This window comes from Pseudomonas sp. Irchel 3E19, from assembly GCF_900187585.1.
Classification (GTDB): domain Bacteria; phylum Pseudomonadota; class Gammaproteobacteria; order Pseudomonadales; family Pseudomonadaceae; genus Aquipseudomonas; species Aquipseudomonas baetica.
This window is the reverse complement of record NZ_FYDT01000005.1, coordinates 22,586-45,965: the sequence shown is the minus strand read 5'-3', so window position 1 is coordinate 45,965 and position 23,380 is coordinate 22,586. Positions and strand designations below refer to the sequence as shown.

The 23,380-nt window shown below is 58.5% G+C and carries 21 protein-coding genes and 1 tRNA gene; 6 read left to right on the top strand and 16 right to left on the bottom strand.

Annotated features, from left to right (window positions below):
- Positions 1-96: 96 nt before the first annotated feature.
- The 3 genes from CKW18_RS04810 to CKW18_RS04800 form a co-directional block, all read right to left on the bottom strand.
- Positions 97-390 carry a YcgL domain-containing protein gene (locus CKW18_RS04810; RefSeq protein ID WP_007911350.1) on the bottom strand — a complete coding sequence of 98 codons (294 nt, stop codon included), beginning with the start codon at positions 388-390 and terminating at the stop codon, positions 97-99.
- Positions 387-1,520 (bottom strand): ribonuclease D, encoded by a 1,134-nt coding sequence (gene rnd / locus CKW18_RS04805; RefSeq protein ID WP_095187719.1) that lies wholly within the window; start codon positions 1,518-1,520, stop codon positions 387-389. The genes CKW18_RS04810 and rnd overlap by 4 nt, the downstream gene beginning before the upstream one ends.
- Positions 1,521-1,757: 237 nt before the next feature.
- Positions 1,758-3,407 (bottom strand): phosphoethanolamine transferase, encoded by a 1,650-nt coding sequence (locus CKW18_RS04800; protein WP_095187718.1) that lies wholly within the window; start codon positions 3,405-3,407, stop codon positions 1,758-1,760.
- A gap of 385 nt (positions 3,408-3,792) precedes the next feature.
- On the opposite strand from CKW18_RS04800, the gene CKW18_RS04795 reads away from it, so the two are divergent.
- Together CKW18_RS04795 and CKW18_RS04790 are read left to right on the top strand one after the other, a co-directional pair.
- Positions 3,793-4,977 carry a cyanate transporter gene (locus tag CKW18_RS04795; protein WP_095187717.1) on the top strand — a complete coding sequence of 395 codons (1,185 nt, stop codon included), beginning with the start codon at positions 3,793-3,795 and terminating at the stop codon, positions 4,975-4,977.
- A gap of 197 nt (positions 4,978-5,174) precedes the next feature.
- On the top strand, positions 5,175-6,110 hold the full coding sequence (locus tag CKW18_RS04790; protein ID WP_095187716.1) for a LysR family transcriptional regulator: 936 nt from the start codon (positions 5,175-5,177) through the stop codon (positions 6,108-6,110).
- A 3-nt stretch (positions 6,111-6,113) separates the two neighbouring features.
- On the opposite strand, the gene CKW18_RS04785 is transcribed toward CKW18_RS04790, so the two are convergent.
- Positions 6,114-6,479, bottom strand: a complete 366-nt coding sequence (locus tag CKW18_RS04785) for a 5-carboxymethyl-2-hydroxymuconate Delta-isomerase (RefSeq protein WP_095187715.1) — start codon at positions 6,477-6,479, stop codon at positions 6,114-6,116.
- Between the two features lie 53 nt (positions 6,480-6,532).
- Entirely contained in the window at positions 6,533-7,453 is a 921-nt protein-coding gene (locus CKW18_RS04780; RefSeq protein WP_095187714.1) for a LysR substrate-binding domain-containing protein, read from the bottom strand.
- Between the two features lie 230 nt (positions 7,454-7,683).
- Between CKW18_RS04780 and CKW18_RS04775 the strand changes: the two genes are divergently transcribed.
- Positions 7,684-7,875: a DUF1508 domain-containing protein gene (locus CKW18_RS04775; protein WP_064119674.1), complete on the top strand. Its 192-nt coding sequence runs from the start codon at positions 7,684-7,686 to the stop codon at positions 7,873-7,875.
- A 223-nt stretch (positions 7,876-8,098) separates the two neighbouring features.
- Here CKW18_RS04775 and CKW18_RS04770 read toward each other — a convergent pair whose 3' ends face one another.
- The 6 genes from CKW18_RS04770 to dapA form a co-directional block, all read right to left on the bottom strand.
- The gene (locus CKW18_RS04770; protein WP_256586892.1) at positions 8,099-11,500 is read right to left on the bottom strand and encodes a glycosyltransferase; all 3,402 of its coding nucleotides are present in this window, start codon (positions 11,498-11,500) and stop codon (positions 8,099-8,101) included.
- A gap of 498 nt (positions 11,501-11,998) precedes the next feature.
- Positions 11,999-12,088, bottom strand: a tRNA-Ser gene (locus CKW18_RS04760).
- An 83-nt stretch (positions 12,089-12,171) separates the two neighbouring features.
- Positions 12,172-12,885, bottom strand: a complete 714-nt coding sequence (purC, locus tag CKW18_RS04755) for a phosphoribosylaminoimidazolesuccinocarboxamide synthase (protein WP_095187711.1) — start codon at positions 12,883-12,885, stop codon at positions 12,172-12,174.
- Between the two features lie 28 nt (positions 12,886-12,913).
- Entirely contained in the window at positions 12,914-13,675 is a 762-nt protein-coding gene (locus tag CKW18_RS04750) for an MBL fold metallo-hydrolase (protein WP_095187710.1), read from the bottom strand.
- Positions 13,676-13,681: 6 nt separating this feature from the next.
- Complete coding sequence (bamC, locus tag CKW18_RS04745) at positions 13,682-14,797, bottom strand: outer membrane protein assembly factor BamC (RefSeq protein WP_095187709.1); 1,116 nt, start codon at positions 14,795-14,797, stop codon at positions 13,682-13,684.
- Positions 14,798-14,814: 17 nt separating this feature from the next.
- The gene (gene dapA / locus CKW18_RS04740; RefSeq protein ID WP_095187708.1) at positions 14,815-15,693 is read right to left on the bottom strand and encodes a 4-hydroxy-tetrahydrodipicolinate synthase; all 879 of its coding nucleotides are present in this window, start codon (positions 15,691-15,693) and stop codon (positions 14,815-14,817) included.
- 337 nt (positions 15,694-16,030) lie between these two features.
- On the opposite strand from dapA, the gene CKW18_RS04730 reads away from it, so the two are divergent.
- Both CKW18_RS04730 and CKW18_RS04725 read left to right on the top strand, forming a co-directional pair.
- Positions 16,031-16,591, top strand: a complete 561-nt coding sequence (locus CKW18_RS04730; protein WP_095187707.1) for a glycine cleavage system protein R — start codon at positions 16,031-16,033, stop codon at positions 16,589-16,591.
- Between the two features lie 10 nt (positions 16,592-16,601).
- Positions 16,602-17,075, top strand: coding sequence for a peroxiredoxin (locus CKW18_RS04725; protein WP_095187706.1), 474 nt, complete (start codon positions 16,602-16,604; stop codon positions 17,073-17,075).
- 141 nt (positions 17,076-17,216) lie between these two features.
- Here the strand turns inward: CKW18_RS04725 and CKW18_RS04720 are convergent, their stop codons facing one another.
- Together CKW18_RS04720 and CKW18_RS04715 are read right to left on the bottom strand one after the other, a co-directional pair.
- Positions 17,217-18,287 (bottom strand): AI-2E family transporter, encoded by a 1,071-nt coding sequence (locus CKW18_RS04720; RefSeq protein ID WP_095187705.1) that lies wholly within the window; start codon positions 18,285-18,287, stop codon positions 17,217-17,219.
- A 33-nt stretch (positions 18,288-18,320) separates the two neighbouring features.
- Positions 18,321-18,560, bottom strand: coding sequence for a sulfurtransferase TusA family protein (locus CKW18_RS04715; RefSeq protein ID WP_095187704.1), 240 nt, complete (start codon positions 18,558-18,560; stop codon positions 18,321-18,323).
- A gap of 99 nt (positions 18,561-18,659) precedes the next feature.
- On the opposite strand from CKW18_RS04715, the gene CKW18_RS04710 reads away from it, so the two are divergent.
- Entirely contained in the window at positions 18,660-20,093 is a 1,434-nt protein-coding gene (locus CKW18_RS04710; protein WP_095187703.1) for a M48 family metalloprotease, read from the top strand.
- Positions 20,094-20,169: 76 nt separating this feature from the next.
- Here the strand turns inward: CKW18_RS04710 and CKW18_RS04705 are convergent, their stop codons facing one another.
- The 3 genes from CKW18_RS04705 to CKW18_RS04695 form a co-directional block, all read right to left on the bottom strand.
- Positions 20,170-21,600 carry a DegQ family serine endoprotease gene (locus tag CKW18_RS04705; protein ID WP_095187702.1) on the bottom strand — a complete coding sequence of 477 codons (1,431 nt, stop codon included), beginning with the start codon at positions 21,598-21,600 and terminating at the stop codon, positions 20,170-20,172.
- Between the two features lie 207 nt (positions 21,601-21,807).
- Positions 21,808-22,773: a MucB/RseB C-terminal domain-containing protein gene (locus CKW18_RS04700; protein ID WP_095187701.1), complete on the bottom strand. Its 966-nt coding sequence runs from the start codon at positions 22,771-22,773 to the stop codon at positions 21,808-21,810.
- A gap of 8 nt (positions 22,774-22,781) precedes the next feature.
- On the bottom strand, positions 22,782-23,369 hold the full coding sequence (locus CKW18_RS04695) for a sigma-E factor negative regulatory protein (protein ID WP_064388462.1): 588 nt from the start codon (positions 23,367-23,369) through the stop codon (positions 22,782-22,784).
- Positions 23,370-23,380 lie beyond the last annotated feature (11 nt).

The following is a 23,380-nucleotide window of genomic DNA, read 5'->3' as shown; positions in this document are numbered from 1 at the left end:
TTTCGCAAACCGTGCAGACAGCCGCCGGATTGAGGGCGGCCATCGCGGTAAAAACAGTTCCAGGGTTAGCAGAGGCCCAGAACAGGGCCTCGTCGATCAGACCGGGTCGTTGCGTCGCAGCAACTCTTCGGGCAAGTGCTCGATGTACTCGTCCTCGGCCGGTGGCATTTGCAGGTGATAGCCCTGCTTGTCGAGGTTTTCCAGAACCACGACGATGTCCTCGCTGGCCAGTTTGCGCTCCGGCGAAAGCACCAGATCGAACGAGTGTTTCGGTTTGCCGAAGGCCAGCATCAGTGCTTCCGGCACGCGCTCGAGGGCATCACTTTTAAGCACGTAAAGGTACATGCCGCTACGTTTCGAGCTTTGGTAAATGGAGCAAATACGTTTCAAGGCTGTTCTCCGGCGGTGGCCAGGCTGTCGAGCAGCTTCTGACCCATGAGTTCGCGGCGCCAGCCACGCAGCGACTCAGGCAATTGGTAAGGGCCCTCGGGGAAGCCGCTTTTGACCAGCGCCTCGAGGGTTTTCTTGCGCAGCATCAGCTCTGGCGCGATGTCCAGACGCTCGGCCTCGGCCTGACCCAGGGCGCGCAGTTGTTTGATCAATGCAGCCGCTTCGATCGGCAACGGCTCCGGCACAGCGGGCGGCCATTGGTCAGGCCCCACACTGCCAGAGCGCTTGATCAGATCAAGCAGAAATTCGCCGTCCTGACGCACGGTACGCGGGTGCATGTCTTCGATCTTGCCCAGCGCACTGAGGGAGTCCGGTTGCGTGCGGGCCAGCGGCCACAGCGAATGCTCACGGACAATGCGGTTGCGTGGCAGGTCACGGGCACGGGCCTCGCGTTCGCGCCAGGCGCACAGCTCACGCAGCACGGCCAGTTGTGCACGGGACAGTTTCCACGCCAGTTTGGCCTCGCGATAGACCTCATACGGATCGGTTTCCCGACGCAGATTGGCGACCAGTTCGGCGCCGTCCTCCAGCACCCAGGCGAATTTTTCGTCAGACAGTTTCGGCCGAAGCTGTACGAAAACCTCCGCCAGATGCACAGCATCTTCGGCGGCGTAGCTGATTTGCGTGTCGGACAACGGGCGCTGCAACCAGTCGGAACGAGTCTCGCCCTTCGGCAGTTCGATGCCGAGCACGGCCTGCACCAACCGCGAGTACCCCATCGAGAAACCGAGGTTCAGATAAGCGGCGCCCAGTTGGGTGTCGAACATCGGTGCCGGCAGGCTGCCGGTCAGGCGCAACAGGACTTCGAGGTCTTCGCTGCAGGCATGCAGGACTTTGAGCACCGCCGGGTTTTCCAGCAATGCCGCCAGCGGTTGCCAGGCGTTGATGGTCAGCGGATCGATCAGGTAGGCGCGTTTGCCGTCGCCGATCTGCAGCAGACCGGCAATGGGATAGAAGGTGTCGACCCGCATGAATTCGGTGTCGAGGGCCACGAAAGGCAGCTGCTGCCACTCGGCGCAAAATTGCGCGAGGCTTTCGTTGTCGCGAATCCAGTGAATATCGATGGCCACACGGCTCTCCCTTGAAGAATGGCGCGCAGTATATATCGCTACTGGCGATTTACGCGCCTGCGAAGGGCAAGAGCTGTAACGAAATGTCCTGCCAAAGAGCAAGAATAGTCTGACAGAGGAAACAGACAGGCCCGTAACGTAGAGCTGCCGCAGGCTGCGATCTTTTGATCTTGTTTTTGAAGATCAAAAGATCGCAGCCTGCGGCAGCTCCTACAGAGGTGACCGGTGAAAACCCGCTCAGTCCTTGGCCAGCACGCCGTCGATCACCGCACCCCGGCAACCGGCGAACATATCCAGCCCCGGCTGATACACCTTGCTGCGCACCTCCAGCAGGCCAAGCATCGAGTGGAACAGGTTGTCCTGGCTCAGCGGTTTGTCGCGGCTCATTTGCAGGCAATGAGTGTCGACCGAATAGGCTTTCTGATAGTTGTCGGAGAACCACGCCAGCATCGCCACATGTTTCTGTTGCTCCGGCGCCAGCAGGTAAGGCGTGCCGTGCAGGAACAGGTTGTACTCGCCCAACGACTCGCCGTGGTCCGACAGATACAGCATGGCGGTATCGACTTTGTCCTGGTTGGCACGCAAGACATCGATCAGGCTCGACAGCACATGGTCGGTGTAGACCAGCGTGTTGTCGTAACCGTTGACGATACTTTCGCGGCTGCAATTGTTCAGCGCGTTACTTTCACAGACGGGCGTGAAGTGCTCATATTCCTTTGGATAACGCTTGAAGTACTCCGGGCCGTGACTGCCCATCTGATGCAGGACCAACACGGTGTCCTTATCCAGATGATCAATAAAGCTCTGCAGACCTTGCAGGAGGATTTCATCGCGGCATTCACTATTGGCGCACAGCGTCGGGTCTTTCAAATTGCTGACATCCTGCAAGGTGACACGATCACAAGTGCCCTTGCAGCCGGACTGGTTATCGCGCCAGATCACGTCGATACCGGCACGCTTGAGCACATCGAGCAGGCCTTCTTCGTTCTTCGCTTTACTGGCGTCGTAATCCTTGCGGCCCATGTTGGAGAACATGCACGGCACCGAGACGGCGGTTTCAGTGCCGCAGGAATGCACGTCGGTGAAGGCGATCAGCCCCGCTTCCTTGTCCAGTTCCGGCGTGGTGTCACGGTTATAACCGAGAATGCCGAAGTTCTCGGCACGCGCACTTTCACCCACCACCAGTACGGTCAGGGATTTACGCGGCTGAATGTTCACACTCGGGTTGCGTTGCGCGTCCTCGCCGACCTTGATGAACGGCTGGCGAGCCGAGACGACCTGCTCACGCAAGTAACCGGCCGACGCACCAATGTAGTTGCTCGGCACCAGCATCAAACGCAGTTCATGATGATTGCGAAACAGCGACGACAAGCCCTGATAGTTCGCCAGCGCCACACCACCGATAACCGCAACCGACGCCACACTGACAATAACTTTGCTGAACAACTCGCGATGCCAGCGGCGATAGTTTACCGGAACTTTCCACAACAACCAGGACGGTATAACGCCGAGCAGGAATATATAAGAAAACAACTTCAGAGACAGCAGATCACGCACTTCCGTGACATTGGTTTCGGCAAAGTTGCGCAACATGCCCGCGTCAATCATCACGCCATATTGGCTCATGAAATAAGCCACACCGGCGCTGATCAGAAACATCAGCGTCAGCACCGGTTTAAGCAGCGAACGGAAGGCCAAACACGTCAGCACAATGTTGAACGCCGCGAAGATCATCACCCCGAAAGCCACGCGCATGGCGATGCCTTTGCCGTCCCCGGCGGTGATCTCGAACAGGTGCTGCCAGAGCACAAAATTGAAACCCAGCAAAAGAAAGGCGCTGGCGATCAACGTCACCCATTCCGGGCGCACGGCTTTTAACTTGAACATAGAGGTGGGCAATTCCTGAATAGAAAAGCCTTGGCCAACTGTGAAAAGTTCATTAACCAAGTCATGACAAACTTTAGGCAGGTAACCATCAATTTTTTGTGAAAAAGACGCCAACGATTAGTTGGCATTGGGTGATAAGTTAAAACTGGCGACGTATTTGAGAATGATTCAGCTCTGGTTCAGCGAACAATACGTGCCCCCTGTAGGAGCTGCCGCAGGCTGCGATCTTTTGATCTTGTTTTTAAAGAATCAAAAGATCGCAGCCTGCGGCAGCTCCTTGGAAATCGGGGGTATTTGATTTTTCGGTGGCGCCATGGACTTTCTGGTTTGCCCCTCGGACGGGATCGCGCGCCTAATCCTCGGTCCCGGTATCCAAGGTTTGAAGATGGAAAACGTCCGCACCACTGCCCGCCCCGCCCTCTGGCTAATGCTCGCTATCATTCTGGTCGCGCTGAATCTGCGACCGTCGATGGCGGCCATCGGCCCCCTGCTTTCGACGATTCGCGGCGACATCCCGTTGAGCTTCAGCCTCGCGTCGTTGCTGACCATGTTGCCGGTGATGGCCATGGGGCTGGCGATGTTTTTCGGCATTGGCATCAGCCAGCGACTGGGTGAACGGCGCACGGTGCTGCTATCGCTGTTGATAATTGGTCTGGCGACCCTGTCGCGGCTGTTCGTCGATTCGGCGGCGCAATTGATCGCCAGCGCCGTGCTGGCAGGTATCGGCATCGCGTTGATTCAGGCCTTGATGCCGGCGCTGATCAAATCGCGCTTCCCCGACAACGTCGCGCTGTGCATGGGTTTATACGTAACCTCGATCATGGGTGGTGCAGCGATTGCGGCCTCCTTCGCCCCGCTGGTGATGGGACAAACCGGTAGCTGGCGCCTCGGTTTGGCCATCTGGGCAGCGCTGGCGCTGCTGGCGTTGGTGTTCTGGTGGTTGCAACGCAGGCAATCGCCGACCGTCGCGACCGGTGTGGCGAAGAAACAAGCGTTTTTCAGCAATCCCCGCGCCTGGTTACTCGCGACCTTCTTCGGCTTGGGCACGGCGTCCTACACCTGTGTGCTCGCCTGGCTGGCGCCGTACTACGTCGAAAAAGGCTGGAGCGAACAAAATGCCGGCCTGGTGTTGGGTTTTCTGACGGCCATGGAGGTGATTTCCGGCCTGGTGGTTCCGGCCATCGCCAATCGCAGCCATGACCGGCGCGCATTGCTGGCGACGCTGCTGATGCTGATCATTGCCGGTTTCTGCGGACTGATCCTCAGCCCGCAACACCTCAGCCTGCTCTGGCCGTGCCTGTTGGGCTTGGGCATTGGCGGATTGTTTCCGATGAGCCTGATCGTTTCGCTCGATCACCTCGACAACCCGCAGCGCGCCGGTGGACTAACCGCCTTCGTACAGGGCGTTGGTTATTTGATTGCCGGTCTATCGCCGCTGCTGGCCGGGATGGTTCGCGATCAACTGGGCAGCTTTGAATGGGCCTGGTGGTCGCTGACGGCAGTGATGGTGGGCATGCTGCTCATGGTGCAGCGCTTCGATCCGCGGCAATACGCGCGGCATATCCAGTAATTGCTGACGCGCTTGGGCTAGAGGCCTCTGGCCAGCTTTTCGCAGATTACCGAGGGACGTCGTATTCCTAAAACTTTCTGTCCCACAACTGACCGTGAAATATCCTACAAGACTTTCTCCTAGCACCATCGTTCCGTTAGGATCGTTCGCACACGTTTGCGCGGATTCAGCGCAAGGAGCACAGCGAGACGGAACGGATGCTGAACAGTAACTTGCTTCGAAAGCTCGACATGCAGGATCTCATGGTGTTTATCGCCGTTTATGAGCAAAGCAGCGTCACCGATGTCTCGGAGGCGCTGTTTGTCAGCCAGTCCACCGTCAGTTACTGCCTGAAAAAACTGCGCACCAGTTTCGAAGACGAACTGTTCATCAACACACGCACCGGCATGCGTCCGACCTACAAGGCCAGCAGCATGTATGGCCATGTGCAGAAGATTCTCGAAAGCATCAACCTGTGTCACGCCGGCGCCTCGGTGTTTGACCCGACTCAACAAGCGGTCACGTTCAACATCTGCGCCCCGGAGTACTTCGAGCAACTGGTCCTGCCACGTCTGCTGAAGCGCTTCGACTTCGATGACCTGCCGGTGATGGTCAACATGCACAAGTTTGAAACCGACGTGCCGGCTGAAGAACTGCGCGACGGCAGTCTTGATCTGGTGATCAGTTTCGGCCCGAATTTCCACCGTCATCACACGGATCTAAAGTCGCGCATGCTGCTGGAAGATGACCTGGTCTGCGTCTTCGATAAACGTGCCACGCCGCTAGAACCTCGCCTGAGCCTGCAAGCCTTTACCGAACGGCGGCATGTGTTCCCGACGCCCTGGACCTCGACAACCAATATGGTCGATGGCTGGTTGGCGCGACAGGCACAGAAGCGCCAGATCGTCGCGCGCTCGAACAGTTACAGCGCGGCGTTGAAGATGATCACCGGCACAGACTTCATCCTCACCCTGCCCCGGCGCATCCAGCGATTGCTGACAAACGAAGCGGTGTTCAATCACTGTGAGGCGCCGAACGGCTTGCCGGGGTTTACCCTCGACATGCAATGGAGCCAGCAGGTTGATCAAGACAGCGCCAACGTCTGGCTGCGCGAGCAGGTGATTAAAGTGTGCAGTGAGTTGGAAGCGGCCTGAGTCCTACACGCCGATAGCGGTCTTGCTGTAGGACTCTCGATCAATGTCGACAAGCTCGACGCACAGCTGCACTTCGAGGCCCTCTGGCCATTCGCACAACTCCTGCAGCACCGCCAACAGGCTCTGCGAGAGCTGCCTTTTAATTTCCGCTGAGCGACCGCTGAGCAGCGCCAGCTTCACATGGACGAAAGCCCGTTCGCTCATGGCGGTGCCGACCTTGAACGTTTCGACCTTCACCGCGCGGCTCTTGATATCGAACTCTGCCGCGAACTGACCGGACCCCACCAAGGTGTTGTTGAGCCGGATCAACGCGACGTCGGCGTTCAACTGCGGCAGGTTGGCGGTGTATTCCATATGCAGGTGTGGCATTGGGTTGCTCCAGTCAGTCGGCAGAAAGGGCGTACATATAACACAGCGCCGGCTCAGGGCGGTGTGATCGGCCGCTCGCTCATGAACGCTTCAAGCCGTGAACGCAACCAGCGCTCGGCCGGGTCGCTGTCGACGTGGGTGAGCCAGACCATCGACAGATCCAGCGTCGGCGTCTTGAATGGGAACGGCTCCTTGAACAGCAATCCGGAGGTAGCCATGGCTGCGGCGGTGTAATCCGGCAGGCTGGCGATCAGATCCGTGCCGGCCAACAGCGCCGGCAATGCGCTGTATTGCGGCACCGACAGCACGACCTGACGGGTACGCCCCAGCTCTGCCAGCCACTCATCGGCGAAACCGCTGACGTTGGCCGTGTGGGATACCAGCACGTGCGGGCGCGCGCAATATTCATCAAGGGTCAGCGGTGTCGGCGAGGCATCGGCACGCAGGATGCTCGGCTGAATGTGCCGCAGCAGTTTGCGCTTGGCATTGGCCGGCAGGCCGCGAGTCTGGCTGATGCCGACGGTGATGTCGCCGGCGGCCAGCAGGTCGGGAATCCGCCAGTAGTCAACGTGTTGCACGACAAACACCACGTTCGGCGCTTCCTGACGCAACGCGCGCAACAGGGGCGGCAACAGGCCGAACTCGACATCATCGGACAAACCGATTCGGAAGGTCATGGTGCTGACCGCCGGATCAAAATCGCGGGTCAGGCTCAATGCCACTGACAACGAATCCAGCGCAGGTTTGAGGTGGCGGAAGATATCCTCGGCCCGCGCCGTCGGCTCCATGCGATGACCGACACGAATGAACAACGGATCGTTGAGCATCGTGCGCAAGCGGTTGAGTGCAGAGCTGATGGTCGGCTGGCCGAGAAACAGCTTCTCCGCCGCCCGGGTCACGTTGCGCTCAAGCATCAAGGTTTCGAACACCACCATCAGGTTGATGTCGGCCTTGCGTAATTCGTTGCGGTTCATCCATTGCCCCCCATCCCCAAACTGGAGGGCAGTGTAGAAAGGCTATGGGGGCGGCGTCCATCAACCTTTGCAGGGTCGTGTGACGACACCCCGATCTGGCCCGCACGCTTCAGAAACATCCGCGAACGATTGGAAACAAATGTCCGATAGCCAAAAAAACCTCCTGCGCTAGGCTTGCGTCGATGCGCCACACAGGCTGTCGCACGTAAAAATCGCATGGAGCGAACTGAATGTATTTCGAGATTTACAGGCAATCCAGAGGCACCCCGAGCACCGGCAAAGGGCAATGGCGCTGGAGGCTGCGAGCGGGCAATCACGAGACCATCGCCAGTGGCGAATCGTATGTGAACAAGGCCGATTGTTTGCACGTGATCGAGTTGATCAAGGCTGTGCAGGGGGAGACACCGGTCAAGGAGATTTAGCCGCTCTGCACGACCGACGCACAAGGACGCTCATGAGCTGATCAATCGTCAGTTGGCGCCTCGCAGCCCCGAGTGAGCGTGTGCAGAACGTTGCAGATCCTGCGGAAAGGGAAAAGCCCCACAGTTTTAATGCTGTGAGGCTTTTTTTCGGATCGGTATCGAACCTGCTTGAGCGCTTTCCGGGTCGCATGCAACAGGCCAGCACGCAATGCTGGCTTCTTGCTCAATCCGCCAGCCAGGCGCTTCGCCACGCCAACAGATGTTCGTCCTTGAGCATCCAGTTATCGAGTACCACGCGGCGCAACGCTTCTCCGGCCCTGGCGCTGGCATCAGCTTCAGCGAGATGTTCGCGAATGGCGCAAATCCAGTCTTGCGCTGTGTTCCTGACCCTCGTCACAGGGAAGTCACCGCTGTAACAGAGGATGTCCGAGCAGATCACCGGGAAGCCGCAGGCACCGTATTCCAGCAAGCGCAAATTGCTTTTGCAGGTGTTGAAAAAGTTATCTTGCAGCGGCGCCAAAGCCAGGTCCAGGTTCAAACCGGCCAGCCTTTGCGGGTATTTTTCGATACTCACACCTCTGTGGTACTCATGGACATAGGGACGCAGTGCCGGTGGACACATGCCCATGAACACCCATTCCACTTCCCCTGCCAGCTCACGAACCACTTCGGCAATGACTTGCAGGTCGCCGCTGTGACTCGAACCGCCTGCCCAGCCGACTCGAGGCTTGCTGCCTTGTTGACGCTGGCCGGTCAAGCCGCTCCACCAATGGCTTGGCAGACGGTTTTCGATCACCCGGATGTCGGTACTGAAACCCTTCAGCGCATTGGCCAGCGGCTGGGTCGACACCACCAGCCGATCGCACAGCTCTGCGGCTTTCTTCACGCGCCTTGCGATGTCTTTGGGGAGCAAGTCATGGGTCAGGTTGGCGGCGGGCACGTCAAGAATGTAGTCATCCAGCTCGTAAACCTTGAAGGCCTTGGAGAATGCCTGGGTGTCCTGCATGTATTCCAGATGAGGCGTTGTGTGTTGCCCCTGGAAAATGATCGTGTCTGGTGCCATGCGCTCCAGCTCTGTCGGTTGAAGCCCCTCGTCGCTCAGCGACCCGCCGATCAGTTGCGCGGCCTTCAGGGCAGCGAAGGGCTGACGCACCCGATAATGTCCACTGCCGAAAGAATCGAGGGGGTGACACAGCACGTGCGGCAACTCACGACTGGCGAAAGGGTGCCAGTCCGTATCGGTGCGGTATTTGGAGGAGAAGCCACTCCCCTCCAGGGTCAGGTTGCGGTTGTAGGCCGGATCGTTGGCGATTTGTCCAAGCCAACGCTGGTACATCACCGACTGTTCGCCCTTGAACCGTATGCGCTTGGCTTCCTGTTTGGTCGTGTCGACATTGTTCTGGCTCACGCTGGCTTCGTGAACAAGCACCGCGTACGGCGTCCAGACAATCAAATGTCCTGCCTGGCCGACTTTCAGGCACAGATCCACGTCGTTGTAGGAAACGGCCAGCCCGACCTCGTCCATACCCCCCACTTGATGGTACAGCTCGGTGCTGATCATCAGACAGGCGGCGGTTACCGCGCTGTAGTTCTGATCAAGATGCAAGCGGTGAAGGTAGCCGTTGGACTGCATTGAATCGCCGATAAACGGGTGGTCTGCAACGCCACGCAAACCGAGTACCACGCCTGCATGCTGAACGGTCCCGTCGAGGAAAAACAGTTTGGCACCGACTACCCCCACTTCTGGCCGCTGAGCGTGATGGAGCATCGCCCCCATCCAGTCGCCATCAATGATCACGGTGTCATTGTTGAGCAGCACCAGGTATTCGCCACGGGCATGGCTGGCGGCAAAGTTATTAATCGCCGAATAGTTGAACGGGTGCGGGTAACGCAGGATGCGCACTTTGGGGTTATTCAAGTGCTCCATACCGTTGAACCAATCACGGGCCTCGTCGGTTTCGCTGTTGTTGTCGACGATGATCAGTTCGTAATTTGTATAGCGGGTTTTCTCCATGATGCTTTCGATGCAGCGAAGCAGCATCGCCAGGCAATCCTTGGTAGGAATAATGATGGACACCAACGGCTGATCGGCGTGTTGGTAGACCACACGGTTAGCCATTGGCAAAGGTCCGGCCTGCAGCTCATGAGCCACGCCCAGGCGCTGCAAGTGCGCCTCGACGATGGCCGCCGAGTTCGCGATAACCTGGGGCTCACCGAGCCATTGGGAGAAGTTGATTGCCTGATGCACCAGCACATCGGCGAGGTGCCCGACAGTGCCCAGTCCATGAGTTTCAATCAGCCGGAAAAGCAAATCATGAGGCGCCAGTTCGCTGAAGGCCGGATCGAAGCCATCAGCCGCCAGCGCGGCCTCGCGACTGAAAGCCAGTGCACGGCCGACATACGGAAGACTGCGCAACATATCCAGGTTCAAATCGGGCTTGAATACCGGGTTCTGGCAACCGCAGTCGGTCAGTGAGTCTTCATCGCTGTAGCAAGCACTGACGCCGGGATTCAGGGCGATGCCCTCGGCGAGTAAAAGCAGCGCATGGGGATCCAGTTCGTCGCCACCCCGCAGCAGGTACCACCAGTCAACCTCGATGCCTTGCAGCAGCTCGTTGAGCTGGCTTGGCCAGGATTCAGCCAGCGGTAGCCAGAGCAGATTGGCGGCCGGCGTCACCTCTACAGGTTCAGCATTGGAAAGCACCACGATGGCCGCCGCCTCGTAAAGCTGGCGGTCGATGCTTTTCAGGGTGGAGCGCAGCAACCCAATGTCACCCGTGGTGTCGGTCAACACCAGCAACACGTTCGGTTGCCCAGGCCAGCTCGCAAGTCGCGCGGGCAAACCTTCAGCCTCTGCGGCAGTCAATTGCCGGTTAGCCAGCCAGCGCTGGTAAAGGTCAATACTGCGCTGCTGTCGGCCAACATTCGCCAGAATGCCGAAAAAACGCTTCAGAACATGTGCCAGGGTGCCGTCAAGCTGGCCGCTCTCAACTTCGAAATCATTGTCCGTCAGTTGCATCCGTTCCACGGGGGCGAACACGTCGGTGCGTGCAATGAACATGGTGCCGGCAAAGAAATCCGCCTCGTTGATGCCTTGGGGGTCAATGCCCGCGCGCTCGGCCAGAGTGACAAGCGTCGTGCGGTTGCTTTCACTGAGGTGTCTGGTCACGGGCAACAGGTATTGCTGAGGCCCCAGCGTTGGAACGTGCACCGGATCGGCAAGCTGCTCCAGCGCTCGACGAAAACGTACCGGGTCCAGCAGGTCATCAAATAGTTCAAGACCCCAGCCGTTTTCCGCCCCCAAATGCAATGAACGCTTGGTGTGCAGCTTGACCAGCGTGCGGATGTTATCGGCACGCAAGAACGGCAGCATCCGCAGAAACGGCAAAACGTCCCTGCCGTGGTTGGGCACCCGATACAGCGAATAACCCAATCCACAGGCCGCCAGTTGAGCACCTACCTCATCGTCACGTCCGGCCACGCAGGTGACGTATAGATGCAGGCGCTCAGGCAGTTTAAGCAGACGGGACAAAATATCTGGCAGCACTTCGGGAAAATACGCATGGATAACCACGCCCACTGGCGGCTCGCCATCTTCGAATGCCGGCTGCTGTGCAACCAGCACTTCGCACCCCTCGACCACCAGGCCTGCGCTGTGGCCTGCATTGACGGGTTGAGTTTTAGACGTCAGGTAAGCATCTGGGGCTGAAGGTGGAATTGTCATGTTCAAACCAATTTAAATAGGGGGCGAAGATAGATCTCGCTGAAGACGCCTTTTGCGTCCGAGGCGATCGCAAGCATCCGCTTTAATGAGAGCGCTGACCTCATGGTCTGGCAGAGAATAATTGACCACAGGCGTGCTCTGGCTGCTGATCGCAGACCCACAATGACAGCACCCGGCTCTGCGAACGCGGCGTTGAATTTGTTGGCGAGCCCTGTAATCACCGTACCTCTAATGTCGGCAGAGGCGGAGTTTACTTAAAAATTGCTTAACTCCCAATGAGTCAACCGTGGGCGCGGTGCGCTTCAGTGCCTTCGCTACGGCGACGAAAAAGCAGATTCGCAGAAACGAAAAAGCCCCCGTAATCATCAATGATTACGGGGGCTTCGTCTTGTTCAATAATGGCGGAGAGATAGGGATTCGAACCCTAGGTACCGGTGAAGGTACAACGGATTTCGAATCCGTCCCATTCGGCCACTCTGGCATCTCTCCAACGGCGCGCATCATAACAACACTTTTACCGAAAGCAAACCCTCTTTCGAAATTTTCTTCGTGCTATCAGATGCTTGCGTCGATTAAAGCGGTACGCCCAGACGATTGGCAACTTCTTCGTAGGCTTCGATGACGTCACCGAGGCCCTGACGGAAGCGGTCCTTGTCCATCTTCTTCTTGGTGTCCTTGTCCCACAGACGGCAGCCGTCCGGGCTGAACTCGTCACCGAGGACGATGGAGCCATCGCTGAACACGCCGAATTCAAGCTTGAAGTCGACCAGCAGCAGGCCGGCGTCGTCGAACAGCTTGGTCAGGACTTCGTTGACCTTGAGCGACAGTTCTTTCATGCGAACCAGTTGCTCGGCGGTGCCCCAACCGAAGGCCACGACGTGGGATTCGTTGATGAACGGGTCGCCCTTGGCGTCGTCCTTCAGGAACAGCTCGAAGGTGTACGGGTTGAGCTTCATGCCCTCTTCGACGCCCAGACGTTTGACCAGGCTGCCAGCGGCATAGTTACGCACAACACACTCGACCGGAATCATGTCGAGCTTCTTCACCAGGCACTCGTTGTCGCCCAGCAGTTTGTCGAACTGGGTCGGAATGCCGGCCGCTTCGAGTTTCTGCATGATGAAGGCGTTGAACTTGTTGTTCACCATGCCTTTGCGGTCGAGCTGCTCGATGCGCTTGCCGTCGAACGCCGAGGTGTCGTTGCGAAACAGCAGGATCAAGCGGTCAGCGTCGTCGGTCTTGTAAACCGATTTGGCTTTGCCGCGGTAGAGTTCTTCACGTTTTTCCATGATGGGCTCCGCTTGCTAAGTAGGTGGGCTAGGCGATGTGGCGCCAGTCGAGCCCTGAATCTTGATCGGCCAGTTGCAGCCAGTCCGGGTCGCACCCGAGGGTGTCGACAAAACACTGCCGGGCCAGCTGCGGCATGTTGTTCTTGCTGCTCAGATGGGCAAGGACCAGGTGTTGCAGACCCTGCCAGCCCAACTCGGACACCAGGAATGCCGCCTGATGGTTGTTCAAATGTCCCAGCTCGCCGCCCACCCGCTGCTTGAGAAAGTACGGGTAATGACCACGTGCCAGCATGTCGCGACAATGGTTGGATTCGATCATCAACGCATCGAGATCCCGATAACCGTCCAGCACCCGCTCGCAGTAGGAACCCAGGTCGGTCAGCAGGCCAAAACGCCGCTGCTCGTTGTCACTGAAGACATACTGGGTCGGTTCCTGCGCATCATGGGCCACGGCAATGACCCCGATGTTCAGTGCACCGATCTGCAGTTGCTCACCGCCGGCCAGAAAGCCCGCAGGCTCGATCGGTTTGCGCATCCCGCGCAGTGTGCCGCGACTGAGGTAGACCGGTAGATTGTAGCGCCGAGACAGCAAACCCACGCCATGCACGTGGTCGGCATGTTCGTGGGTCACGAGTATCGCGCTCAGTTGCGCCGGGCTTACACCCAGGCGCAACAGGCGTTTTTCGGTTTCCCGCAGGGAAAAACCACAATCCACCAGCACATACGTATCAGCACTGGCGATCAGCGTGCCGTTCCCTTGGCTACCGCTGCCGAGAACGGCAAAACGCATGGTTGATCAGCCCAGGTTGTCCTGAATCACGCTCAACACTTTGCGCGCCACTTCAGCCGGCGCGACGGTGTTGATGTTTTTCTCGACGGTGACCTGGATGTTCTCGCCAACCTTGCTCAGGCGAACCTGATAACGCTCGGCACGGGCTTCAACTTCTTCCTTGCTCGGCGCACTGCCGAACAGGCTGCTGAAGAAACCAGGCTTGTCGTCTTTCTTTTCGGCTTTTTCGGCCAGGTTGATGTAGTACAGGCCCAGGCTGCGGTTGATGTCTTCAACGCGCCATTCGCCCTGTTCCAGCGCACGGCCTACACTCGACCAGGCGCGGTCCAGATCGGTACCGACGTTCAACACCGGGTTACCACTGCCGTCTTCGCTGAGGCTGACACGGCTTGGGGTATCGAAATCACGCGAAGCCAGCATCGACACCGAACCGCCCTTCTCGGCAATACGGCTCATGCTCGCGAGCATGTCGTCGACCAGTGCCGCGTCCAGGCCAGTGTTGACCGAACGGTTGGTGAAGGCCACGTCGGCCGTGCTGCCGGCAGGACGCTCGGCGCTGACTACGTAGATTTCACTGGTGTTGCGCTGCACGCCCGGCTCGATTCGCACGCGAACGCGGGTTTCGCTGTCGCTGGCGATACCGGCCGCGCTCAGGCGCTTGGCCATGGCGGCGGACAGTTCGTCGGAATGCTGCCAGGTGGTGGTGAACTCGCCGGTTTGCGGGCGCTGTTCATCCAGACGGAAACCGTTGTCCTGGAAGAACTGCACAGCCACTGGCCAGACTTCGGCCGGTGGATGCTGGGCCATGACCCAACGCGAATCGCCACTCTTCTGCAGCGAGTAGTCATTGGCATCGGCGATCGCCGACAGCGGTTGAGGACGTGGAACCACGTACTCGCCCTTGGCGGTGTCGTCAGCCACGTTGCGTGGGATCGGCAACAGCGGATCCAGACGCTTGGAGGTGTTGACATCCGGTGGTAGTTGCATCGGTGCAGTCTGTTGCGCTTCCAGGTAATCGCTACCACGGTCACGGAAATAACCTTCCGGGCCCCAGACCCATCCGCAGCCACTGGTGCTGGAGATAATCAAGGCAAGTGCGGAAAGTCCGGCCATTCGCTTCATGCGTTGTACTTCCTCAATTAAACCAGGACGCTGCACTGGCGCAGGGCCGTGCGAAGCGTTTCATGACAAGGTGCGCTCAGCCAGGTCAGCGGCAGGCGGATGCCTTCGTGCATCAGGCCCATTTCAACCAAAGCCCACTTCACCGGAATCGGGTTGGCTTCGATGAACAGGTCCTTGTGCAACGGCATCAGTTTTTCGTTGATCGCCCGTGCGGTGTCGGCGTCGCCCTTGAGCGCGGCCTCGCACAGATCCGCCATTTCGCGCGGAGCGACGTTGGCGGTAACAGAGATGTTGCCTTTGCCACCCAGCAGGATCAGCTCGACGGCGGTCGGATCATCGCCGGACAGCACGATGAAGTCCTTGCTCACGCCGTCGATGATCGCTTTGGCACGCTTGAGGTCGCCGGTGGCTTCCTTGATACCGATGATGTTCGGCACGGTGGACAGGCGAATCACGGTCTCGGCCTGCATGTCGCAAGACGTGCGGCCAGGAACGTTGTAGAGAATCTGCGGGATGTCGACCGATTCAGCGATGTGCTTGAAGTGCTGGTACAGGCCTTCCTGAGTCGGCTTGTTGTAGTACGGAACCACCAGCAGGCAGGCATCGGCGCCGGCTTCTTTGGCATTGCGGGTCAGTTCGACGGCTTCGCGGGTCGAGTTGGCGCCGGTGCCAGCGATAACCGGGATACGCCCGGCAACCTGTTTGACCACGGCTTTGATCACGGCGATGTGTTCTTCTACATCAAGGGTTGCCGACTCGCCGGTAGTTCCGACCGCGACAATGGCATGGGTGCCGTTCTTGAGATGGAAGTCCACGAGTTTGCTGAGGCTGTCCCAGTCAAGACGCCCTTGTGCATCCATGGGAGTGACCAGTGCCACCATACTGCCCGCAATCATGAAACCGCTCCTGCCGGAAAAAGAGAGCGGTAATGGTACTGGCGCCAAGATGCTTGCACAAGCGAAGTACTGCGCCGCCGCCATTCCCCTTGGCGTCGCTTTTCGCTACCCTTCAGACTTTGATCGGTACTGATCAGCTTGTACGCCGGGTTCCAGCCTCCCTTTTCGGCCTCCCAGCCCCCGTTCCTGCGTCGCATCGACGCGCTCCCGCTATAGTGGAGCGAGCCGCGAGCGCTTGCCGGGGCTATTTGAACGGACAGCCTGAATGGGCACAGGCACACGCCCGGCGGCCAATGCCCGTAAACCTACCGACCGCTCATCGCTTTAGGAATGCTGCATGTCCACCCCCACAGTTCGCGAACAATTCCTTGTCATCAGTGCCCTCGGCGCCAACCCCATGGAGCTGACTAACGTCCTGTGCCGCGCCAGCCATGAAAATCGCTGCGCCGTGGTTACTTCCCGCCTGACCCGCCACGGCGAGTGCAGCGCGCTGATCCTCGAGATCTCTGGCAGCTGGGACGCCCTCGCGCGTCTGGAAGGCAGCCTGTCGGGTCTCGCCAAGAAGCACGCCTTCACCGTCAATGTAGTGCGCAGCGCGCCGCTGGAAAATCGACCGCAAGCGCTGCCGTACGTGGCTTACGTCAGTTCGGCGTATCGCCCGGACATCATCAATGAGCTGTGCCAGTTCTTCATGGATCACAACGTCGAGCTGGAAAACCTGACGTGCGATACGTATCAGGCGCCACAGACCGGCGGCACCATGCTCAACGCCACCTTCACCGTGACGCTGCCGGCCGGCACCCAGATCAGTTGGCTGCGCGACCAGTTCCTGGACTTCGCTGACGCGATGAATCTGGATGCACTGATCGAGCCTTGGCGTCCACAAAACCCAATGTAAGGAAGCTTTCATGGCCGTTGTCATCGACCAACCCGTTGCGGATTTCGAAGCCCCTGCCACCAGCGGGCAAACCGTCAGCCTGTCTGCGCTGAAGGGCAAGCAAGTGGTGATCTACTTCTATCCGAAGGACAGCACCCCGGGCTGCACCACCGAAGGCCAGGGCTTTCGTGACCAGTACGCGGCGTTCAAGGCTGCCAACACGGAGATCTTCGGTATCTCGCGCGACAGCCTGAAGTCCCACGAGAACTTCAAGTGCAAGCAGGAGTTTCCGTTCGAGCTGATCAGCGACAAGGACGAAGCCGTCTGCCAGCTGTTCGACGTGATCAAGCTGAAGAAGCTGTACGGCAAGGAATACCTGGGCGTTGATCGCAGCACTTTCCTGATCGATAAGGACGGTGTGCTGCGTCACGAATGGCGCGGTGTGAAAGTGCCTGGGCATGTGGATGCGGTTCTGGCTGCGGCTCAGGAACTGCACAAGGCCTGATGTTTCTCTGGCGTCTTCACTGACGCCTTCGCGAGCAAGCCCGCTCCCACATTGGATCTGTGGCGTTCACAAATCCAATGTGTGAGCGGGCTTGCTCGCGAAGAGGCCCTCCCCCCCCCACCAAACAATCTAAATCAGCCACTAAAGCAGCGGCGCCACCACCGGCTCCTTGCGCGGCCATGCATCCAGTACCGCCTTGAACAGCGTCGCCAAGGGAATCGCGAAGAACACTCCCCAGAACCCCCACAATCCGCCAAACAACAACACCGCACAGATAATGGCTACCGGGTGCAAATTCACTGCCTCGGAAAACAGCAACGGCACCAGCACATTGCCGTCAAGCGTCTGGATGATCCCGTAGACCGCCATCAGATAGATGAACTGATCGCTCCAGCCCCACTGGAACAGCGCAATCAGCAGCACCGGCACGGTCACCACTACCGCGCCGACATAAGGCACCACCACCGACACCCCGACCAGCAACGCCAGCAGCGCGGCATAGTTGAGGCCAAGTGCGACGAAGGCGATGTAGGTCACGCCGCCGCAAATCACGATCTCGATGACCTTGCCGCGAATGTAGTTGGCGATCTGCCGGTTCATTTCCTGCGCAACCCGGGTGATCAGTGCCCGTTCACGCGGCAGATAGCCGCGCACCCACTCGCCGATCATCGCCCGATCCTTGAGGAAGAAGAACACCAGGATCGGCACCAGCACCAGATAGATCATGATGTTCACCAACAACGGCAGACTCGACAGCGAGAAGGTCAACGCCCACTGGCCAAACTTGCCGATCTCGCCCCGCGCCGCCTCGATTGCCTGCAACACCTGCTCGTCGGAGACCAGATGCGGATAGCGCTCTGGCAGGAGCAACAGCAGCGATTGCCATTTCGCAAGCATGCCCGGCAACTCATTGAACAGCGTGATCAACTGATGCCATAGCAGTGGCAACGCCACGACGATGAAGAGCATCAGCACGCCCATGAACAGCGCAAACACCAGCCCCACCGCGGCCCCTCCCGGCACGCGCAAACGTTCGAGCGTAACCACCAGCCCTTGCATCAGATACGCCAGCACCATCCCGGCCAATACGGGCGCCAGCATGCCGCCAAGGGTGAGCACGGCCGTGAAGGCAAGAAACAGCAGTACCGCCAGCACCACGGCTTCTTCATCGGAGAAGTAGCGCTGAATCCAGTCGCGTAACACTTTGAACATCAATAATCCCTAGGTCTTTTTACGCGGTGGGTTTCAGGCTTTTTTCAACCAGTAACGGTAGACGCCCGCTTCGTCTTCTTCGCGCAGCAGCGTATGCCCGGCCAATTTGGCAAAGGTGCGGAAATCGCGCTGCGAGCCAGCATCGGTGGCGATTACCTTGAGTACAGCACCGCTGGCGAGCTTGTTCAGTTCCATTTTTGCCTTGAGCAACGGCAACGGACAGTTCAGGCCACTGGCGTCGAGTTCCACGTCATGGGCTACAGCATCAGTCATTGCGTTACTCCGGGTCGGGTGGTTTGAGCTGCCTAGAATATCTGGTCGCAGGCTTGGTGTCCGGCTACAGTAAGGTCTTTGTCTTCGAAGGCTTTGTGCATGACTTTTCTGCGCCCTACCCTGCTGACGCTCGCTTGCCTGCTCGCCTCACCGGGCTTTGCCGACGATCTGCCGTCACTCGGCGACGCCAGTTCTGCCATTGTCTCGCCGCAACAGGAATACCAGCTCGGTCGCGCCTGGCTGGCCATGTTGCGCAGCCAGGTTTCACAACTCAACGATCCGCAACTCAAGGACTACGTCGAGTCCAGCGTTTACAAACTGGTGGAGACCAGCCAGGTCACTGACCGGCGCCTCGAATTCATTCTGATCAACAGCCCGCAACTCAACGCCTTCGCGGCGCCTGGCGGCGTGGTCGGGGTCAACGGTGGTCTGTTCCTCAATGCGCAGACCGAAGGCGAATACGCTTCGGTACTGGCGCACGAACTGGCTCACTTGTCGCAACGCCACTTTGCGCGCGGCGTCGAAGCATCACAGCGGATGCAGGTGCCGATGATGGCTGCCCTGCTGGCCGGGATCGTGATTGCCGCGGCCGGCGGCGGTGACGCCGGGATTGCGACGATCGCCGGTACTCAGGCGGCGGCGATTCAGTCGCAACGGACCTTCTCCCGTCAGAACGAACAAGAAGCCGACCGCATCGGCATCCTCAATCTGGAAAAAGCCGGGTACGACCCGCGCTCGATGCCAACCATGTTCGAGCGTCTGATGCGCCAGTATCGCTTCGACGCCAAGCCACCGGAGTTTCTGCTGACTCACCCGGTCACCGAATCGCGGATCGCCGACACCCGCAACCGCGCCGAACAGGCCAAATCGGGCGGCATCGAAGACACCAAGCGTTATCAACTGATTCGCGCACGCGTGCAACTGATCTACGAAGAAACTCCCGGGCTGGGCGCCAAGCGGTTCCGCGCACAACTGGACGAGAATCCGAAAAACGATGTGGCGCGCTACGGTCTGGCCATCGCCCAGATCAAGGGCGGCCAATTGAATGAAGCACGGGAAAATCTCAAGCAACTGTTGGTCACCGCGCCGAACGAGATCATCTACAACCTCGCCCAGGTTGATCTGGACATCACCAATAATCGCCTGCCCGATGCGCAGTCGCGGGTTGACCGGATGCTCACGCAATATCCCGGCAACTACCCGCTGAATCAGGTTCGGGTCGATCTTCTGCTCAAGCAGAACCGTGCCGCCGATGCCGAGAAGGCGCTGGAAAACCTGCTCAAGTCACGTCCGGATGATCCGGACGTCTGGTATCAGGTTGCCGAAACCCGCGGCCTGTCGGGCAACATCATCGGCCTGCACCAGGCGCGCGCCGAATACTTTGCCCTGGTTGGCGATTATCGTCAGGCGATCCAGCAGCTCGACTTTGCCAAGCGCAAGGCGGGCAGCAACTTCCCGCTTTCCTCACGGATCGACGCCCGTCAACGCGAGCTGATGGAGCAGGAGCGGATGGTCAAGGACATGATGGGCTGAGCCTTCTTTACGACACAAAACCTCAAACATAAAAAAACCGCCTCTTTCGAGGCGGTTTCTTTTTATTTACCAGCGGTTATTCAGCCAGCTTGAAGGTGATGAAACTCGCGCGACCTTGGCGCAGAACCCGCATCGACACCGAGCGATTCTTCGGCAGTGCCTTGGCGATCTCGGCGAACTCCTTGGAGGAACCGATGGCCTGGTTGTTCAGGTGCGTGATGACATCGCCTGGCTGCAGACCGATCAGGGCCGCAGGACCGTCCTGCACCTCCTTGATCACCACACCGCCTTTAAGGTCGTAGGTTTTCTTCTGCTCGGCGGTCAATTCGCCCACCGAAACACCAAGACGATTGCTGTTGGTTTCCGCACCGGACTTCGGCAATGCACCCAGCTCTTTGTCTTCGTCCGGGATCGCGCCAACCGTCAGCTCGACGTTTTTGCGTTTGCCTTCACGAATCACTTCCAGATTGGCTTTCGCGCCAGCCTTCAAAGCGCCGACCAAGTGTGGCAGGTCAGCAGACATGACAATCGGCTGGCCATTCATGCTGAGGATCACGTCACCCACTTGCAGACCGCCCTTGGCTGCCGGGCCGTCGTCCTGAATCTGGGCAACCAGCGCACCGGCCGGTTTCTCCAGACCGAACGACTCGGCCAGATCCTTGTTCACTTCCTGGATGACCACACCCAACCAGCCACGACTGACTTTGCCACCGTTCTTCAGTTGATTGGAAACATCCATTGCCACATCGATAGGAATCGCGAACGACACACCCATGAAGCCACCGGAGCGGGTGTAGATCTGCGAGTTGATCCCGACCACTTCACCGTTCAGGTTGAACAGTGGGCCACCGGAGTTACCCGGGTTGATTGGCACGTCGGTCTGGATGAACGGCACATAGTTCTCGTTCGGCAGGCTACGGCCCACGGCACTGACGATGCCTTGGGTCACAGTGTGGTCAAAGCCGAATGGCGAACCGATTGCCACCACCCATTGGCCGGCCTTCAAATCCTGGGATTTGCCGAGCTTGAGCACCGGCAGATCCTTGCCTTCGATTTTCAGCAGGGCCACGTCGGAGCGCGGGTCAGTACCGATCAGCTTGGCTTTCATTTCACTGCGATCGGCCAGACGGACGAGGATTTCGTCAGCATCGGCAATCACATGGTTGTTGGTCAGGATGTAGCCATCCGAAGAGATGATGAAGCCCGAACCCAGCGATTGCGCTTCACGCTGGCGACCACCACCCGGCGAACGCTGCTGAGGCGGCATGCCGCGTTCGAAGAACTCGCGCAGCATTGGCGGCAGGCCTTCGAGGTCAGGCATCTGCTGGTTCACTTTACGATCCGGCAGTTTCTGCGTGGTGCTGATGTTCACCACGGCAGGCGAAGCTTGTTCGACCAGTTGGGTGAAATCAGGCAGATCGGCCGCTTGGGCGGCAGGTACAGCCTGCCCAAGCAGCAGCACAGTGGCGAAGATGGAGAGATAAGATTTCAAGCTAGGTATCGACATACAGCTCCCGTTACGACGAGCAGGTTTAAGCGATATGGAACAAGGGACACCGAAAACCACAGGCGAGCCGTTTTATTCCAGGAACGACAAACAAGGCCAGAGCCGTGAGGCTCTGACCTATAAAAAACTTTCAGGTGATTTGCAAATGAAAATGCTCAGCAAACATTTCTACGTCTCGACGACGAAGTGGGTATGACTGGAATCAGCTCACTGCTTGCTGGTTGCAGTGCCATCTTTCTTTCGCATCGACAGCGCGATTCGTTCAGCGGTGCCGATCGGAATTTCACCGACCACCGTCACCATCATTTCGCCTTCCGGCGTGGTCAGGCGCCGGGATACTGCCACCGTCGGGCCAAGTTGAGTCCGGGTGTCGGTGACGGTAGCGCCATTCAAAGGTTCAAGAAAAACCGAGAAGCGGGCCAAGCCATCGTCGTACATCAGGCTGTTGACCTGAGCCTTGGTTTCCGGGTCTTTGTGCGAGGTGCTGCTGGTGAGCTCAAAGCCCGGCGGCAGCCAGTCGGAGTGCCAGTCCTGAGTCGTTTTCACGGCAGAGGCCTTGTCGCTGTCGATCGTAATCGGCTTGCAGTCGGCGTCGGCCAGCAAATCTTTATCCGAAGGCACATTGTCAGTATCAAGACTGGTGAACTGGAACCGCTCAAGTAACTGCCCCTTGTCGTTCAACAACAACGACTTCAGTGGCAGCCCGGTCTTCTTGTCCAGATGTAACTCAAACCCGTAACGATGCTGATCACGAGGCGTCAGCGAGACGATTACTGCGTCTCGTCCAGCCACGCGCGACTTGCCAATCACGGCAAGGTCATACCAGCTCTTAAGCTTTTGAGGATCGAGAGGACGAGCGGCCGTGTTGGGAGAATCTCCCAAACCGGCAATCAGGGTGCCGCTGACGCATTGAGTATGTCCATCAATGCGCACGACTTCCTGCGCCGAACCGTCGAGCTGAAGTAAACGCTCGCGGACCTGACCGTTCTGGACACGATGCCAGATACTGTGAGTAGAAAAACTACCGTTACGTTCGTAAACGAAAGTACCGTGAAAGCTTTGCTGCTGCTCGGCCTGGCCCAGACGGGTCAACCAGTCCTGGGCCTCATCGGCGTGGGCTGGAACAATGAACCAGCCACTGAGCAGAAGCGAAAGTAGAGGTATGGCGCGCATGATCCTCCTTAACGGTTTTCCAGGCTTGCTGCACGCGCATATGGCAGGGCGCTTTCAGTACCTTTGAGTGCAGCCTGCTGAGCGTGCTGACGCAGGTAACCTGGCAGACGCTGATCATGCCACCCAGGCTGACCTTGCAATACGCCGTTGGCCATCGGGCCAGTGGCTTCCGAGCTCTCACTGTAGCCTGCCAGAACAGCCGGGCCTTTGACTTGTGGTGTAGCCAAAGTTGGCTGATTGGATTGCTGCGCCAATTCGACACCAGCAATTTCGTCCTGATTGTAAAGGCGAACACCCGCCAGAACGGCAACCGTCACCGAGGCTGCAACAGCCAGACGACCAAGGTTACGCCATGGGCTACGGGATACTTTGGCCGGGGCCGTTTCGTCTTCGAGAGCAGCAGACACTGCCGCAGCGATATCCAGACGCGGAAGCAGCAGATCCTTGTGCATGGCTGCCCGAGCGATCTGGTAACGGGCCCAGGTCTCACGGGTTTCTACGTCGTCCAGTGCATTAATCACCCGACGTAATTCCAGTTCGTCCGCTTCGTTATCCATCACTGCGGACAGCGATTCCTGCAGGGCTTCACGACTCATGGCGTTCCTCT

Bases quoted from the DNA above. Each gene is read 5' to 3' on its own strand.
- CKW18_RS04715 (WP_095187704.1), bottom strand. From the start codon at position 18,560: ATGACTGATGCTGTAGCCCATGACGTGGAACTCGACGCCAGTGGCCTG.
- CKW18_RS04790 (WP_095187716.1), top strand. From the start codon at position 5,175: ATGCTGAACAGTAACTTGCTTCGAAAGCTCGACATGCAGGATCTCATG.
- CKW18_RS04695 (WP_064388462.1), bottom strand. From the start codon at position 23,369: ATGAGTCGTGAAGCCCTGCAGGAATCGCTGTCCGCAGTGATGGATAAC.
- CKW18_RS04725 (WP_095187706.1), top strand. From the start codon at position 16,602: ATGGCCGTTGTCATCGACCAACCCGTTGCGGATTTCGAAGCCCCTGCC.
- CKW18_RS04795 (WP_095187717.1), top strand. From the start codon at position 3,793: ATGGAAAACGTCCGCACCACTGCCCGCCCCGCCCTCTGGCTAATGCTC.
- CKW18_RS04705 (WP_095187702.1), bottom strand. From the start codon at position 21,600: ATGTCGATACCTAGCTTGAAATCTTATCTCTCCATCTTCGCCACTGTG.
- dapA (WP_095187708.1), bottom strand. From the start codon at position 15,693: ATGATTGCGGGCAGTATGGTGGCACTGGTCACTCCCATGGATGCACAA.
- CKW18_RS04730 (WP_095187707.1), top strand. From the start codon at position 16,031: ATGTCCACCCCCACAGTTCGCGAACAATTCCTTGTCATCAGTGCCCTC.
- CKW18_RS04700 (WP_095187701.1), bottom strand. From the start codon at position 22,773: ATGCGCGCCATACCTCTACTTTCGCTTCTGCTCAGTGGCTGGTTCATT.
- CKW18_RS04780 (WP_095187714.1), bottom strand. From the start codon at position 7,453: ATGAACCGCAACGAATTACGCAAGGCCGACATCAACCTGATGGTGGTG.
- CKW18_RS04800 (WP_095187718.1), bottom strand. From the start codon at position 3,407: ATGTTCAAGTTAAAAGCCGTGCGCCCGGAATGGGTGACGTTGATCGCC.
- CKW18_RS04720 (WP_095187705.1), bottom strand. From the start codon at position 18,287: ATGTTCAAAGTGTTACGCGACTGGATTCAGCGCTACTTCTCCGATGAA.
- CKW18_RS04785 (WP_095187715.1), bottom strand. From the start codon at position 6,479: ATGCCACACCTGCATATGGAATACACCGCCAACCTGCCGCAGTTGAAC.
- CKW18_RS04775 (WP_064119674.1), top strand. From the start codon at position 7,684: ATGTATTTCGAGATTTACAGGCAATCCAGAGGCACCCCGAGCACCGGC.
- CKW18_RS04750 (WP_095187710.1), bottom strand. From the start codon at position 13,675: ATGCGTTTTGCCGTTCTCGGCAGCGGTAGCCAAGGGAACGGCACGCTG.
- purC (WP_095187711.1), bottom strand. From the start codon at position 12,885: ATGGAAAAACGTGAAGAACTCTACCGCGGCAAAGCCAAATCGGTTTAC.
- CKW18_RS04710 (WP_095187703.1), top strand. From the start codon at position 18,660: ATGACTTTTCTGCGCCCTACCCTGCTGACGCTCGCTTGCCTGCTCGCC.
- bamC (WP_095187709.1), bottom strand. From the start codon at position 14,797: ATGAAGCGAATGGCCGGACTTTCCGCACTTGCCTTGATTATCTCCAGC.